The following is a 14,673-nucleotide window of genomic DNA, read 5'->3' on the forward strand; positions in this document are numbered from 1 at the left end:
CAAAATCAGGGAAAATAGCCCACCCCATCGCAAACCGCGATGCCAGCAAGCCATGAGCACCTCCGAACGCAACTTCGCCCGCCGCATCGACCTCACGTCGCTGCAGCTGTTCGTGGCCGTGTGCGAACTGGGCAGCATCGGCCGCGCGGCGGAGCGCGAATTCATCGCGGCCTCTGCCATCAGCAAGCGGCTGTCGGACCTCGAGGCCACGCTCGGCACCACCCTGCTCTACCGCCATGCGCGCGGCGTCGACCTCACGCCCGCCGGCGAAAGCCTGCTGCACCACGCGCGCTCGGTGCTCTACAGCCTCGAGAAGATGCAGGGCGAGCTCAGTGAATACGCCGACGGCGTGCGCGGCCATGTGCGGGTGCACGCCAATATCTCGGCGATCGTGCAGTTCCTGCCTGAAGACCTGGGCGTGTTCACGCGCGCCCACGAGGCCATCAAGATCGACCTCGAGGAGCACCTCAGCAGCGAGGTGATCCGCGCGGTGCAGGAAGGCGCGGCCGACCTCGGCGTTTGCCACGTGGCCGGCGGCGCGGGCGAACTGCAGAGCCTTTCCTACCGGCACGACCGGCTCGCGCTGATCGTGCCCACGGGCCATGCGCTTGCGGCGCGGGGCAGCATCGATTTCGTCGACTCGCTCGACTTCGACCACGTCGGCCTGCACACCAACAGCTCCATCTACGTCGCGATGCACGAGGCCGCATTGGACGCAGGCCGCAGCATCAAGCTGCGCATCCACGTCACCGGCCTGGACGCCATGTGCCGCATGATCGAGAACGGCCTGGGCATCGGCGTGATGCCGCAGCGCGCCTTCGAACTCATGCGCAACGGCATCGGCCACGGCCTCGTGAGCGTGGCGCTCAACGACGCCTGGGCCGCGCGCGAGATCAGGCTGGTGGCTCGCGATTTCTCCACTCTGCCCGTGGCGGCGCGCTCGCTGGTGAACCACCTGCACGCGGCCGCGGACGGCGGTGAACAGCTCGCGGCCTAGGCCGCAACCACGGACAATTCCATTTCCCCACGAAAGACAGAAGAGACCGACATGGCACGCACGCTCTACGACAAGATCTGGGACGAACACGTCGTCCACACCGAGGAAGACGGCACCGCGATCCTCTACATCGACCGCCACCTGGTGCACGAAGTGACCAGCCCGCAGGCCTTCGAAGGACTGCGCGAGGCCGGCCGCAAGCTGTGGCGCATCAGCTCGGTGGTGGCCACCGCCGACCACAACACGCCCACCACCGGCTGGGAGCGCGGCTACGAAGGCATCGCCGACCCGACCAGCAAGGAACAGGTCACCACGCTGGACCACAACATCGCCGAGTTCGGCGCGGCCGCGTTCTTCCCCTTCCTGAGCAAGCGCCAGGGCATCGTGCACGTGATCGGCCCCGAGTCGGGCGCGACGCTGCCGGGCATGACCGTCGTGTGCGGCGACTCGCACACCTCCACGCACGGCGCATTCGGCGCGCTGGCGCACGGCATCGGCACCAGCGAGGTCGAGCATGTGATGGCCACGCAGACGCTGCTGGGCAAGAAGGCCAAGAACATGCTGGTGAAGGTCGAAGGCAAGCTGCCCGTGGGCTGCACCGCCAAGGACATCGTGCTGGCCATCATCGGGAAGATCGGCACCGCCGGCGGCACCGGCTACACCATCGAGTTCGCCGGCTCGGCGATTCGCGACCTGAGCATGGAAGGCCGCATGACGGTGTGCAACATGGCCATCGAGGCCGGTGCGCGCGCCGGACTGGTGGCAGTCGACGAGAAGACCATCAGCTACGTCAAGGGCCGGCCGCTCGCGCCCACCGGCGTCGAATGGGACCAGGCCGTGACCTACTGGCGCACGCTGCAGTCCGACCCGGGCGCGAAGTTCGACGCCGTGGTCGAGCTCGACGCGACGCAGATCCAGCCGCAGGTGACCTGGGGCACCTCGCCCGAGATGGTGGTCGAGATCAACGGCCGCGTGCCCGATCCCGACAAGGAGAAAGACGCCAACAAGCGCGGCGCCATCGAGCGCGCGCTGGTCTACATGGGCCTGGAGCCCAACAAGGCCATGAACGACATCTTCATCGACAAGGTGTTCATCGGCTCTTGCACCAACAGCCGCATCGAGGACATGCGCGAAGCCGCCGCCGTGGTGAAGAAGCTCGGCCAGAAGGTCGCGAAGAACGTGAAGCTCGCGATGGTCGTGCCCGGATCGGGCGTGGTGAAGGAACAGGCCGAGCGCGAAGGGCTCGACCAGATCTTCAAGGCCGCGGGCTTCGAATGGCGCGAGCCCGGCTGCTCGATGTGCCTGGCCATGAACGCCGACCGCCTGGAACCCGGCGAGCGCTGCGCATCCACCAGCAACCGCAACTTCGAAGGCCGCCAGGGCGCCGGTGGCCGCACCCACCTCGTGAGCCCGGCCATGGCCGCGGCCGCCGCGGTGCACGGCCATTTCGTCGACGTCCGCACATTCGCCTGAGCGGGCTGCAAGAAGGAAGAAAAGAGACCCCCATGAAGCAATTCACCGTGCACAAGGGCCTCGTGGCCCCGATGGACCGCGAGAACGTCGACACCGACGCGATCATCCCGAAGCAGTTCCTCAAGTCGATCAAGAAGACCGGCTTCGGCGTGAACCTGTTCGACGAGTGGCGCTACCTCGACCCGGGCCTGCCCGGCCAGGACCCGGCCAGCCGCAAGCCGAACCCCGACTTCGTGCTGAACCAGCCGCGCTACGCCGGCGCATCGATCCTGCTGGCGCGCCAGAACTTCGGCTGCGGCTCGTCGCGCGAGCATGCGCCGTGGGCGCTCGACCAGTACGGCTTCCGCGCGATCATCGCGCCGAGCTACGCCGACATCTTCTTCAACAACAGCTTCAAGAACGGCCTGCTGCCGATCGTGCTGCCCGCGGCGCAGGTCGCCCAGCTCTTCGACGAGACCTTCGCCTTCCCCGGCTACACGCTGACCATCGACCTGGAGCGCCAGGTGGTGGTGAAGCCCGACGGCCAGGAGTTCGCGTTCGACGTGCAGGCCTTCCGCAAGTACTGCCTGCTCAACGGCCTGGACGACATCGGCCTCACGCTGCGCCACAAGGACAAGATCAAGGCCTTCGAAGCCGAGCGCCTGGCGCAGAAGCCCTGGCTGGCGCATACGATGATTTCCTGATTCGAAACGAAACGGACATCCGGACGCAGAGTGCGCGAAGGTTTCGCGAAGGACGAGTCGTCCTTCGCGTCCGGACAGCCTGATTCCTCTCTCATTCAACCATCCAAGACCCAATGAAAATCGCAGTTCTCCCAGGTGACGGCATCGGCACCGAAATCGTGGCGGAAGCCGTCAAGGTGCTCGACGTTCTCGACCTGAAGTTCGAGACGGAATCGGCGCTGGTCGGCGGCGCGGCCTACGAGGCGCACGGCCATCCGCTGCCGGAATCGACGCTCAAGCTCGCCAAGGAAGCCGATGCGGTGCTCTTCGGCGCCGTCGGCGACTGGAAGTACGACAAGCTCGACCGGCCGCTGCGGCCCGAGCAGGCCATCCTCGGGCTGCGCAAGAACCTGGGCCTGTTCGCCAACTTCCGCCCGGCCATCTGCTACGAGGAGCTGGTAGGCGCCTCCAGCCTGAAGCCCGAGCTGATCGCAGGCCTGGACATCCTCATCATCCGCGAGCTGACCGGCGACATCTACTTCGGCCAGCCGCGCGGCCGCCGCGTCGCGACGGATGGGCACTTCCCCGGCGCCGAGGAGGCATTCGACACCATGCGCTACTCGCGCCCCGAGATCGAGCGCATCGCCCGCGTCGCCTTCGAGGCCGCCCGCAAGCGCAGCAAGCGCGTGACCAGCGTGGACAAGAACAACGTGCTGGAAACCTCGCAGCTGTGGAAAGACGTGATGCTCGACATCGCGAAGGAATACCCGGACGTCGAACTCGACCACATGCTGGTCGACAACGCGGCCATGCAGCTGGTGAAGGCGCCCAAGAAATTCGACGTTGTCGTCACCGGCAACATGTTCGGTGACATCCTCTCCGACGAGGCCGCGATGCTCACCGGCTCCATCGGCATGCTGCCCTCGGCATCGCTCAATTCGAGCAACCAGGGCCTGTACGAGCCCAGCCACGGCAGCGCCCCCGACATTGCCGGCAAAGGGGTTGCCAATCCTTTGGCTACAATCCTGTCCGCTGCCATGATGCTCCGTTTCTCCCTCAACCAGCCCGAAGCTGCCGACCGTATCGAGTCGGCGGTCAAGGACGTGCTCGCCTCCGGGCTGCGCACGGGCGACATCTGGTCTGAAGGCACCAAGCGCGTCGGCACCCGCGAGATGGGCGACGCGGTCGTTGCAGCAATCACCAAAAAGACGATTACCGGCTAACCGCAGCCCGCTTCGTCACGCCCCTCCCCGGCTCGACGAGTCGGGCGCAAAAAAGACAACTTTTCTTTTTTTCATAAGGGCAAACTGAAATGGCGAACGCATCTCAACCTCTGGTCGGCCTCGTGGGCTGGCGCGGCATGGTCGGCTCGGTCCTGATGGACCGCATGCAGGCCGAAGGCGACTTCGGTCTCATCGAGCCGGTCTTCTTCTCGACCTCCAACGCCGGCGGCAAGGCCCCGGCCATGGCCAAGAACGAAACCGCGCTGAAGGATGCGAACGACATCGAGGCACTGAAGAAGTGCGACATCGTCATCACCTGCCAGGGCGGCGACTACACCAGCGAAGTCTTCCCCAAGCTGCGCGCCGCCGGCTGGAACGGACACTGGATCGACGCCGCCTCCACCCTGCGCATGAAGGACGACGCGATCATCGTGCTCGATCCCGTCAACCTGCCGGTGATCGAGAACGCGCTCGCCAAGGGCGGCAAGAACTGGATCGGCGGCAACTGCACCGTGAGCTGCATGCTCATGGGCGTCGGCGCCCTCTACAAGGCCGGCCTGGTCGAGTGGATGACCAGCATGACCTACCAGGCGGCCTCGGGTGGCGGCGCTCAGCACATGCGCGAGCTGCTGACCCAGTTCGGCACACTGAACGCCGAAGTGCGCGCCCTGCTGGACGACCCGAAGTCGGCCATCCTCGAGATCGACCGCAAGGTGCTGCACAAGCAGCAGACGCTCAGCGCCGCCGAGACGGCCAACTTCGGCGCGCCGCTGGGCGGCTCGCTGATCCCCTGGATCGACAAGGACCTGGGTGACGGCATGTCGAAGGAAGAGTGGAAGGGCGGCGCCGAGACCAACAAGATCCTCGGCCAGGGCGCGGGCTTCGGCACCGCCGCCGTGCCGGTCGACGGTTTCTGCGTGCGCATCGGCGCGATGCGCTGCCACAGCCAGGCCCTGACCTTCAAGCTCAAGAAGGACGTGCCGGTGGCCGACATCGAGGCGATGATCGCTGCCGACAACCCCTGGGCCAAGGTCGTGCCGAACACGCGCGAAGCCACGGTCAAGGACCTGACGCCGGTGGCCGTGACGGGCACCATGGACATCCCGGTCGGCCGCATCCGCAAGCTGGCGATGGGCCCGGAGTACGTCGGCGCCTTCACCATCGGCGACCAGCTGCTGTGGGGTGCCGCGGAACCGCTGCGCCGCATGCTGCGCATCCTGCTCGAAGCCTGATGAGGGCTGCTCAGGCTTTTGAAACACGAATTGTTGCCTTCGAGCAACGGAAGATGTGTGCGTAAGTATGCGCGCACTGGGTAGAACAAGCGCATTGCCTTGTCAGTGCTCAGTGATGATGCTAACGTCCTCTTACAAATTCCGGGCCTGAGCCGCCCCCTATCAGCATGACAAGACATCTGTTGCCTGCGGCCAGCCCATCGGCCGTTCGCCCGCCTCTGCCGTCGAACGGTTGGCGCCTCTCCATCCTCGGCGCGGCGGCAGCCGTGGCCATGGGCATCGCCAGCGTCGACGCCAGCGCCTTCACGCTGGGGCAGCTCAAGGTGCAGTCGGCCCTCGGCGAGCCCTTGCGCGCGGAGATCGATGTCACGGAAATGGCCGCCAACGAAGCGGACGGCCTGAAGATCAACATCGCCACGGCCGAAGCGTTCAGGAACGCCGGCGTGCCATACAACTCCGCGCTCAGCGACGTCAGGGCGACGCTGCAGCGCCGCGCCGGCGGCCAGTATGTGGTTCGCCTGACCGGCAGCCGTCCGCTGAACGACCCGTTCATCGACCTGCTGCTCGAAGCCAACGGCGCTTCCGGCCGGATCGTGCGCGACTACACGGTGCTGCTCGATCCGCCGGCCACGCGCCAGGCCGCTGCATCGCAGGCGGCTCCCATTTCTCCCCAGATCAGCGCCCCGGTCGAACGCGCAGCCCCTGCGGCTCGCTCGCGCCGCGAGCGTCCGCCCGTGGTGGCGACGGCACCGTCCGCCGCTCCTGTCGCTCCCGCGCCTGCAGCAGCCGCACCGGCTGCTGCAGCTCCCGTTCCGGCGGCGGCCCCGGCCCGTAGCGGCGGAGGCAGCGGCGAGCAGGTCACGGTGCAGCGCGGCGACACCGCCGGCAAGATCGCTGCAGCCTACAAGCCTGCCGACGTGTCGCTCGACCAGATGCTGGTCGCGCTGCTGATGGCCAACCCCGACGCCTTCGTCGGCGGCAACGTCAACCGCATGCGGGCCGGCGCAGTGCTCGACCTGCCGAGCGCCGCCGAGGCATCCGCCGTTTCGCCGGCCGAAGCCCGCCGCACCGTCACCGCGCAGAGCCGCGACTTCGGCTCCTACCGCCAGAAGCTGGCCGACAACGCGCCCACCACCAATGTCGCCGCCGCGAGCCGCAAGGCCGCCGGCAAGGTCCAGGCGAACGTGGAAGACCGCAATGCGGCGGCCAGCTCCCCGGACAAGCTGACGATCTCCCAAGGCAACGCCACCGCACGCGCCGCCGACGAAAAAGTCGCGCAGGCACGCCAGGCGCAGGACAGCAGCAACCGCGTCGCGGAGCTGTCGAAGAACATCAACGAGCTGAACAAGCTCAAGGCGGCCACGGGCGCTGGATCGTCCGCCGCAGCGCCGGCCGCTGCCCCGGCACCGGTGACGCCGGGCATTCCGGTTCCCGCTCCCAACACCAGCGCCACGGTGGCGCCGCCGGCTGCCAGCCCCGCGCCGGCTCCTGCCGCTGCCGCCGCGCCCGTCGCAGCTCCCGCACCGGCACCTGCTGCAGCGCCGGCACCCGCGCCGGCCGCTGTAGCTCCGAGCCCTGCCCCCACTCCTGAAGCCACGGCGCAGGCTGCAGCACCCGCTGCCCCGGCAGCCGCTCCGGCCGAATCCCCCGCCGCGGGCGCGCCGGCCGCTACGCCGCCTGCCTCGGCAGATGCAGCGGCCGCGCCTGCTGCTGCAGCCGCAAGCGCCCCGGCTGCGGCCGCTGCGCCGAAGCCAGCCGTGAAGAAGCCGGCTCCGCCGCCCCCGCCGCCGGAGCCCACCTTCCTCGAAGAGCTGATGGACAACCCGCTGATGCTCGCGGGCGCTGCGCTGATCGCGCTGCTGGTCGGCTTCCTGCTGTACCGCGTGCTGGGCCGTCGCCGCGAGGAGATGAGCGAAAGCGTGTTCCTCGAAAGCCGCATTCCGAAGGACTCGTTCTTCGGCGCCAGCGGCGGCGAATCGGTGGACACCAAGCATCGTGGCGACTCCACGGTCTCCTCGCTCTCGTACTCCCCGAGCCAGCTCGACGCCGGCGACGTGGACCCGGTCGCCGAGGCCGATGTGTACCTGGCCTACGGCCGCGACCTGCAGGCCGAGGAAATCCTGCGCGAGGCGCTGCGCCTGAACCCGGACCGCACCGCCATCCACCTGAAGCTGCTCGAGATCCACGCCAAGCGCCGCGACGTGCGTGCCTACGAAAGCCTCGCCACCGAAGTGCACAAGCTGACGGGCGGCGCGGGCTCCGACTGGAACCGCGTGGTCGACATGGGCAAGGACCTCGATCCGGGCAACCCACTGTACGAATCGGGCGCTCCCCGCAGCGGCGGCGCCAGCGCTGCCGAAACGGCCGCCTTCGCAAGCGCCCTGAGCGCTGCTGCCAAGCCCGCGGCACCGGCTCCTGTGGTCTCGCCCCCGGTGGCCGTGGCACCGCCTGCCTTCGTGCCTTCGGTCGCGCCACTGGATTTCGATCTCGACCTGACCACTCCGCCGGCCCCCGCTCCTGCACCGGCACCGGTCGCCCCGCAGCACTCGCCGGTCGGCGCCAGCCTGCCGAAGTCGGCCTATGCACCCGCTCCGCAGACGGCGCGCCCCGCGCCGCCGCTGTCGAACGGCCATGCCCTGACGACGCCGGTCGACCTCGAGAACGACTTCGACACCGCCCCCGGCGCGCTGTCGGCCGACACGCTGCCCGGCTCGCTGAGCCTGAGCGATGCGGACAACACCCGCCCCGCCATGCTGCGCAACGCTCTGCCGGCCGACTCCGGCTTCATCGAGTTCGACATGAGCGCGCTGGCCGGACTGCCCGCTTCGCGTCCCGCTGAAGCCGCCAAGCCGGCAGCCGCTGCGGCTGCCGCACAAAACGACGAAGGCGACGAGAGCCCGCACGCCGTGAAGCTGTCGCTGGCCCGCGAGCTGCAGGCCATCGGCGACGTCGAAGGCGCCCGCTCGCTGGTCGAGGAAGTCGAAGCCGAAAGCGCAGGCGACCTCAAGTCGCAAGCCCGTCAACTGCTCGCGGAACTGCGCTGAGCGAGCTCGCGGCTCGCTTTTCTCGGTCCCCTGAATTCGTGAGGCTGGCGCTCGGCATCCGGTACAACGGCCGAGCGTACGACGGCTGGCAGAGCCAGTCCTCCGGTCGCACGGTGCAGGACAAGCTCGAAGCCGCGCTCGCGCAGTTCGCTGCGCAGCCGATCAGGACCCTGTGCGCCGGCCGCACCGATGCCGGCGTGCATGCCCTGATGCAGGTGGTTCACTTCGACACCACCGCCATACGCGAACCCTTCTCCTGGGCGCGCGGTACCAATCGCTTCCTGCCAGACGACATCGCGGTGCAGTGGGCGCATCCGGTGCCTGATGAATTCCATTGCCGCGCCAGCGCTCTCGCCCGCCGGTATGTCTACGTGCTTTCGCAGTCCCCCGTGCGGCCCAGCCTGGACGCAGGCCGCGTCGGCTGGTCGATGCGGCCGCTCGACGGCGATGCGATGCGCGCCGCCGCGGCGCTGCTGATCGGCCAGCACGACTTCACTTCGTTCCGCGCCTCGGCCTGCCAGGCGCGCTCGCCGGTCAAGGACCTGCGGCGCATCGAGATCACCCGCGTCGGCGACAGCGAGCGCTGCCGCTGGCACTTCGAATTCGAGGCCGATGCGTTCCTGCACCACATGATCCGCAACCTGATGGGCTGCCTGCTGCGCGTCGGCCGGGGCGATGCGCCTCCAGAGTGGATCTCGCAGGTGCTCGCGGCACGCAGCCGCGACGCGGCGGCGCCCACCTTTTCCGCCGACGGCCTTTATTTCATGGGCCCGTTGTACGACGCCAAGTGGGGTCTGCCGGATGAAGCCACGCTGCAGGCCGGCGGGGCTCCGTATGATGGCCCGCCATGAGCGCGCCTGCCCTGCCCCGTACCCGCATCAAGATCTGCGGCCTGACACGTGAAGCCGACGTCGATGCGGCGGTGGAAGCCGGTGCTGACGCCGTCGGCTTTGTCCTGTATCCGAAGAGCCCGCGCGCCGTCACGGCGCAGCGGGCTGCCGAACTGGCCTCGCGCCTGCCGCCGTTCATCACGCCAGTCCTGCTGTTCGTGAACGAGGACGCTACCAAAGTCATAGCATCGCTCACCCAGGTGAAGGGCTCCATCGCGCAATTCCACGGCGAAGAGACCCCGCAGCAATGCGAAGAAGCCGCCGGCGGCGGGCGCTTCCGCTACATGCGCGCCGCCCGCATTCCGCTGGGGGATGCCGGGGCCGGCTTCGACCTCGTAAAATACGCGTCCGATTACTCCCACGCCCAGGCCATCCTGCTCGACGCGCATGTCGAAGGTTATGGCGGTGGCGGCAAGGCATTCGATTGGTCACTTCTTCCACCCGCCGTCGACGCTCACCTCGTCTTGAGTGGTGGGCTCACACCTGCAAACGTGAGCGATGGCATTCGCATCCTGCGGACGCGCTGCAAGACGCTGTCCGTTGATGTGAGCTCGGGCGTCGAAATCGACGGTCCCGGGAACAAGGGCCTCAAGGACGCCGGAAAGATCCGGCAATTCGTCGCAGCAGTCAGGGCTGCCGACGCGTCCTTCTCCAGTTAGCCGCCGCAGCCGATCGTTCGTCGGGCTGCGGCCCACCGATCGAGAACCATGCAAAGCAACTACCAGCAACCCGACGCCACTGGCCACTTCGGCAACTACGGCGGCACCTTCGCGAGCGAGACGCTCACCCACGCGATCAACGAACTGCGCGATGCGTACGCGAAGTTCAAGGACGATCCGGCGTTCCTCGCAGAATTCCACTACGAGCTCAAGCACTTCGTCGGCCGTCCCTCGCCGATCTACCACGCGGCGCGCACCAGCCGCGAAATGGGCGGCGCGCAGATCTACCTGAAGCGCGAAGACCTGAACCACACCGGTGCCCACAAGATCAACAACGTGATCGGCCAGGCGATGCTCGCGCGCCGCATGGGCAAGCCCCGCGTCATCGCCGAGACCGGCGCCGGCCAGCACGGCGTGGCCACCGCCACGATCTGCGCGCGTTACGGCCTCGAGTGCGTGGTCTACATGGGCAGCCAGGACGTGAAGCGCCAGAGCCCCAACGTCTACCGCATGAACCTGCTCGGCGCCACCGTGGTGCCCGTCGAATCCGGTAGCAAGACGCTGAAGGACGCGCTCAACGAGGCGATGCGCGACTGGGTCACCAACGTGGAGAACACGTTCTACATCATCGGCACCGTCGCCGGCCCGCACCCCTATCCGACCATGGTGCGCGACTTCCAGAGCGTGATCGGCACCGAGTGCATCGAGCAGATGCCGGCCATGCTCGCGGCCGACGGCATCACCGGCGAGGCGGAGGGCAAGCAGCCCGACGTGGTGATCGCCTGCGTGGGCGGCGGCAGCAACGCGATGGGCATCTTCCACCCCTACATCCCGTTCACCGGCACGCGCCTGATTGGCGTCGAGGCCGCGGGCGAAGGGCTCGACAGCGGCAAGCACTCGGCCTCCATCCTGCGCGGCAGCCCCGGCGTGCTGCACGGCAACCGCACCTACCTGCTGCAGAACGAGGACGGCCAGATCACCGAGACCCACAGCATCAGCGCGGGCCTCGACTACCCCGGTGTGGGCCCCGAGCACGCGTACCTGGCCGACATCGGCCGCGCCGAGTACGTCGGCATCACCGACACCGAGGCGCTGGACGCCTTCCACTACCTGTGCCGCACGGAGGGCATCATCCCCGCGCTCGAATCCAGCCACGCGGTGGCCCATGCACTGAAGCTCGCCAAGACCATGCGCCCCGACCAGTCGATCCTGGTGAACCTCTCGGGCCGCGGCGACAAGGACATCGGCACCGTCGCCGACCTGTCGGGCGTCGATTTCTACGACCGCCCCTCGATGCGCGGACTGAGCGTGAAGGGAGGCAAGTGATGAGCCGCATTGCAGCCACCTTCGAGGCCCTGAAGAAAGACGGCCGCCGCGCCCTCATCCCGTACGTGACAGCGGGCTTCCCCTTCGCCGACATCACGCCCGAGCTGATGCACGGCATGGTCGAGGCCGGCGCCGACGTGATCGAACTGGGCGTGCCTTTTTCCGACCCCATGGCCGACGGCCCCGTGATCCAGAAGGCCGGCGAAGCCGCGCTGGCGCTGGGCGTGGGCATGAAGCAGGTGCTCGCCATCGTCGCGGCCTTCCGCAAGACCGACACGACCACGCCAGTGGTGCTGATGGGCTACGCCAACCCGGTCGAGCGCTACGACCTGGTGCACGGCAAGAAGTCCTTCATCCGCGACGCGGCCGCAGCCGGCGTCGACGGGCTGCTGGTGGTCGACTACCCGCCCGAGGAATGCGAGGCCTTCGCCGCCGAGCTGAAGGCCGCCGGCATCGACCTGATCTTCCTGCTGGCACCCACCAGCACCGACGAGCGCATGGCGCAGGTCGCGCGCATCGCGAGCGGCTACGTCTACTACGTGTCGCTCAAGGGCGTGACCGGCGCCGGCCACCTCGACACCGAGGCCGTCGGCCGCATGATCCCGCGCATCCGCGAACACGTGAGCATCCCGGTGGGCGTGGGCTTCGGCATCCGTGACGCGCGCACGGCGCAGGCCATCGGCTCCGCCGCCGACGCGGTCGTGATCGGCACGAAGATCATTCAACTCATCGAGGACCAGCCCCGCGACAAGGTCGTGCCGGCGGTGCGCGAATTCCTCGCGGGCATCCGCGAGGCGCTCGACGCCCTGCCTGCCGCGACGGCCAAGAACGCGGCTGGTCGATAATCACCGCCAACACAAGGAGCCCCCATGAGCTGGCTTGAAAAACTGCTACCCGCCAAGATCGCCCAAACCGACCCGTCCGAGCGCCGCCAGGTGCCCGAGGGCCTGTGGATCAAGTGCCCCGCCTGCGAGACCGTTCTGTACAAGACCGACCTCGAGCACAACCAGAACGTCTGCCCCAGCTGCAGCCATCACCACCGCATTGGCGCCCGCGCGCGGCTCGACGCGTTCCTCGACGCCGAGGGCCGCTACGAAGTCGGCCAGGAAGTGCTGCCGGTCGACGCGCTGAAGTTCAAGGACAGCCGCAAGTACCCCGAGCGCCTGAAGGAAGCCCTGGAAAACACCGGCGAGACCGACGCCCTGGTCGTCATGGGCGGCTCGGTGCACAGCATCAGCGTGGTCGTGGCCTGCTTCGAGTTCGAGTTCATGGGCGGCTCCATGGGCAGCGTGGTCGGCGAGCGCTTCGTGCGCGGCGTCGAGACCGCCATCGAGCAGAAGGTGCCGTTCATCTGCTTCACCGCCACCGGCGGCGCGCGCATGCAGGAAGGCCTGCTCTCGCTGATGCAGATGGCCAAGACCAATGCCGCGCTCACGCGCCTGGCGAAGAAGGGCCTGCCCTACATCAGCGTGCTGACCGACCCGACGATGGGCGGCGTGTCGGCAGGCTTCGCCTTCGTGGGCGACGTGGTGATCGCCGAGCCCAAGGCGCTGATCGGCTTCGCCGGCCCGCGCGTGATCGAATCGACCGTGCGCGTGACGCTGCCCGAAGGCTTCCAGCGCGCCGAGTTCCTGCAGACCAAGGGCGCCATCGACTTCATCAGCGACCGCCGCGAACTGCGCAAGACCATCGCCAACACGCTCGCGATGCTGCTGCGCCAGCCGGCCGATGCGGTGAGCTGACCGAAAGGCGATCGAAAAACAAAAGGGCCCGGGTGCGATGCATCCGGGCCCTTTTGTATTCAGGAGCTCAGAACGTCAGCTGATAAGCGAAGACCAGCAGGTTACCCAGCACGATCGCGATCACCTGCAGCACCACGATGGCAGCCAGCGGAGAAAGGTCGACTCCGCCGATCAGCGGGATGAAGCGGCGGAAGGGCCGCACGAGCGGATCGGCCAGGCGGGAGATCAGGTCGAGCAGCATGGGCGAGGCTCCCGGAATCCACGACAGCACCGCATAGACCACCAGCAGCGCCGTCAGGCCCGAGACGGCCAGCTGCATCAGCCCCACCAGCGACACCAGCGGCAGGGTCGCGATGCGCCCGAGGCTGCCCGCCAGCAGCCACAGCAGCAGGAACTTCAGCATCACCAGCAGCCATGCCGCGATCAGGCTGGCGAGGTCCCAGCGCTTCACCGAAGGCACGATGCGCCGCAGCGGCAACACGATCCAGTCGGTGATCGCGAACACGAAGCGCCCGAGAGGGTTGCCGAAGGGCACGCGGTGGTATTGCATGTACAGGCGCAGCAGGCAGGCGCCGCCGAGCAGACCGACGATCACGTCGAGAAGGAACGAGGGAATCTGGTAGAGCATGAGACGCGGCCGTGAGGGGAATGCGATGATAGCCACGCAAGGCTCATCGATGACGACACAACCCCTTTTGCATTCACTGCCATTGTTTCCGCTCGGAACGGTGCTCTTTCCCGGCGGCCTTCTTCCATTGCGCATCTTCGAGGTCCGCTACCTCGACATGATCGGCAAGTGCCGCAAGGCCGACGCGCCCTTCGGCGTGGTGAGCCTCACCAGCGGCAGCGAGGTGCGCAAGGCCGGCGCCGATGCCGAGAGCTTCGCCGCCATCGGCACGCTGGCCATGATCCGCGAGTTCGAGTCGCCGCAAAGCGGCCTGCTGCAGATCGAATGCGTCGGCACGCAGCGCTTTCGCGTCCGCAGCAACGAGCTGCAGAAGCATGGCCTCTGGGTCGCCGAGGTCGAGGCGGTGAACGACGACGTCGCGCTGGAGATTCCCGACGACCTGCGGCATACCTCCACCGCGCTGCAGCGCCTGGTCGGCACCCTCGAGGAGCGCAAGCGCGCCCAGGGCGGGGCGGTGCGGCTGCCGATCGCCGAGCCCTACCGCTTCGACGATTGCGGCTGGGTGGCCAACAGATGGTGCGAGCTGGTGCCGATGCAGCTCGAGCTGCGGCAGCGGCTGATGGAGCTCGACAGCCCGCTGATGCGGCTGGAGCTGGTCAGCGATCTGCTGGCACGCACCGGTATCACTGAATAGGTCGCTCCAATTTTCATAGCGCATGGCGCAGGATTGACGGGCGCTCTGGGCAGGTTTTATTCAAACCCGATCGGCTAAAATGCCGGGCCCGCGCACGCTCCCG

Annotated in this window: 13 protein-coding genes; 12 read left to right on the plus strand and 1 reads right to left on the minus strand. The window is 67.7% G+C overall.

What is annotated here, in order from left to right; all coding sequences use genetic code 11:
- The first annotated feature begins 52 nt into the window (after positions 1 to 52).
- The 11 genes from G369_RS0111185 (at position 53) to accD (ending at position 13,248) form a co-directional block, all read left to right on the plus strand.
- Positions 53 to 997, plus strand: a complete 945-nt coding sequence (locus tag G369_RS0111185; RefSeq protein WP_019654087.1) for a LysR family transcriptional regulator — start codon at positions 53 to 55, stop codon at positions 995 to 997.
- 51 nt (positions 998 to 1,048) lie between these two features.
- A complete protein-coding gene (leuC, locus tag G369_RS0111190) occupies positions 1,049 to 2,470 on the plus strand; it encodes a 3-isopropylmalate dehydratase large subunit (protein ID WP_019654088.1) in 1,422 nt (473 codons plus the stop codon).
- Between the two features lie 32 nt (positions 2,471 to 2,502).
- On the plus strand, positions 2,503 to 3,153 hold the full coding sequence (leuD, locus tag G369_RS0111195) for a 3-isopropylmalate dehydratase small subunit (RefSeq protein ID WP_019654089.1): 651 nt from the start codon (positions 2,503 to 2,505) through the stop codon (positions 3,151 to 3,153).
- A gap of 113 nt (positions 3,154 to 3,266) precedes the next feature.
- Positions 3,267 to 4,355 carry a 3-isopropylmalate dehydrogenase gene (gene leuB, locus G369_RS0111200; protein ID WP_019654090.1) on the plus strand — a complete coding sequence of 363 codons (1,089 nt, stop codon included), beginning with the start codon at positions 3,267 to 3,269 and terminating at the stop codon, positions 4,353 to 4,355.
- 89 nt (positions 4,356 to 4,444) lie between these two features.
- On the plus strand, positions 4,445 to 5,587 hold the full coding sequence (gene asd, locus G369_RS0111205; protein WP_019654091.1) for an aspartate-semialdehyde dehydrogenase: 1,143 nt from the start codon (positions 4,445 to 4,447) through the stop codon (positions 5,585 to 5,587).
- A 167-nt stretch (positions 5,588 to 5,754) separates the two neighbouring features.
- On the plus strand, positions 5,755 to 8,631 hold the full coding sequence (locus G369_RS0111210) for a FimV/HubP family polar landmark protein (RefSeq protein ID WP_019654092.1): 2,877 nt from the start codon (positions 5,755 to 5,757) through the stop codon (positions 8,629 to 8,631).
- 38 nt (positions 8,632 to 8,669) lie between these two features.
- Positions 8,670 to 9,482: a tRNA pseudouridine(38-40) synthase TruA gene (gene truA / locus G369_RS0111215; RefSeq protein ID WP_019654093.1), complete on the plus strand. Its 813-nt coding sequence runs from the start codon at positions 8,670 to 8,672 to the stop codon at positions 9,480 to 9,482.
- Positions 9,479 to 10,180: a phosphoribosylanthranilate isomerase gene (locus G369_RS0111220; protein WP_019654094.1), complete on the plus strand. Its 702-nt coding sequence runs from the start codon at positions 9,479 to 9,481 to the stop codon at positions 10,178 to 10,180. Before truA ends, G369_RS0111220 begins: the two co-directional genes overlap by 4 nt.
- A 48-nt stretch (positions 10,181 to 10,228) precedes the next feature.
- Positions 10,229 to 11,506 (plus strand): tryptophan synthase subunit beta, encoded by a 1,278-nt coding sequence (gene trpB / locus G369_RS0111225; protein WP_019654095.1) that lies wholly within the window; start codon positions 10,229 to 10,231, stop codon positions 11,504 to 11,506.
- A complete protein-coding gene (trpA, locus tag G369_RS0111230) occupies positions 11,506 to 12,351 on the plus strand; it encodes a tryptophan synthase subunit alpha (protein WP_019654096.1) in 846 nt (281 codons plus the stop codon). Before trpB ends, trpA begins: the two co-directional genes overlap by 1 nt.
- Before the next feature lie 24 nt (positions 12,352 to 12,375).
- Complete coding sequence (gene accD / locus G369_RS0111235; protein WP_019654097.1) at positions 12,376 to 13,248, plus strand: acetyl-CoA carboxylase, carboxyltransferase subunit beta; 873 nt, start codon at positions 12,376 to 12,378, stop codon at positions 13,246 to 13,248.
- Between the two features lie 67 nt (positions 13,249 to 13,315).
- Here the strand turns inward: accD and G369_RS0111240 are convergent, their stop codons facing one another.
- Complete coding sequence (locus G369_RS0111240; protein WP_019654098.1) at positions 13,316 to 13,876, minus strand: YggT family protein; 561 nt, start codon at positions 13,874 to 13,876, stop codon at positions 13,316 to 13,318.
- Between the two features lie 49 nt (positions 13,877 to 13,925).
- Here G369_RS0111240 and G369_RS0111245 point away from each other — a divergent pair, with 49 nt between their 5' ends.
- Positions 13,926 to 14,570, plus strand: a complete 645-nt coding sequence (locus G369_RS0111245; RefSeq protein WP_240649923.1) for an LON peptidase substrate-binding domain-containing protein — start codon at positions 13,926 to 13,928, stop codon at positions 14,568 to 14,570.
- Positions 14,571 to 14,673 lie beyond the last annotated feature (103 nt).

Origin of the sequence: Variovorax atrisoli 110B (genome assembly GCF_000382045.1) — a bacterium.
Taxonomy (GTDB): domain Bacteria; phylum Pseudomonadota; class Gammaproteobacteria; order Burkholderiales; family Burkholderiaceae_C; genus Variovorax; species Variovorax atrisoli.

What these genes read in the sequence shown, in the direction of transcription:
- G369_RS0111245 (WP_240649923.1), top strand. Translation starts at nt 13,926, where the DNA reads ATGACGACACAACCCCTTTTGCATTCACTGCCATTGTTTCCGCTCGGA.
- trpA (WP_019654096.1), top strand. Translation starts at nt 11,506, where the DNA reads ATGAGCCGCATTGCAGCCACCTTCGAGGCCCTGAAGAAAGACGGCCGC.
- G369_RS0111185 (WP_019654087.1), top strand. Translation starts at nt 53, where the DNA reads ATGAGCACCTCCGAACGCAACTTCGCCCGCCGCATCGACCTCACGTCG.
- accD (WP_019654097.1), top strand. Translation starts at nt 12,376, where the DNA reads ATGAGCTGGCTTGAAAAACTGCTACCCGCCAAGATCGCCCAAACCGAC.
- leuD (WP_019654089.1), top strand. Translation starts at nt 2,503, where the DNA reads ATGAAGCAATTCACCGTGCACAAGGGCCTCGTGGCCCCGATGGACCGC.
- asd (WP_019654091.1), top strand. Translation starts at nt 4,445, where the DNA reads ATGGCGAACGCATCTCAACCTCTGGTCGGCCTCGTGGGCTGGCGCGGC.
- leuB (WP_019654090.1), top strand. Translation starts at nt 3,267, where the DNA reads ATGAAAATCGCAGTTCTCCCAGGTGACGGCATCGGCACCGAAATCGTG.
- trpB (WP_019654095.1), top strand. Translation starts at nt 10,229, where the DNA reads ATGCAAAGCAACTACCAGCAACCCGACGCCACTGGCCACTTCGGCAAC.
- G369_RS0111220 (WP_019654094.1), top strand. Translation starts at nt 9,479, where the DNA reads ATGAGCGCGCCTGCCCTGCCCCGTACCCGCATCAAGATCTGCGGCCTG.
- leuC (WP_019654088.1), top strand. Translation starts at nt 1,049, where the DNA reads ATGGCACGCACGCTCTACGACAAGATCTGGGACGAACACGTCGTCCAC.
- G369_RS0111210 (WP_019654092.1), top strand. Translation starts at nt 5,755, where the DNA reads ATGACAAGACATCTGTTGCCTGCGGCCAGCCCATCGGCCGTTCGCCCG.
- G369_RS0111240 (WP_019654098.1), bottom strand. Translation starts at nt 13,876, where the DNA reads ATGCTCTACCAGATTCCCTCGTTCCTTCTCGACGTGATCGTCGGTCTG.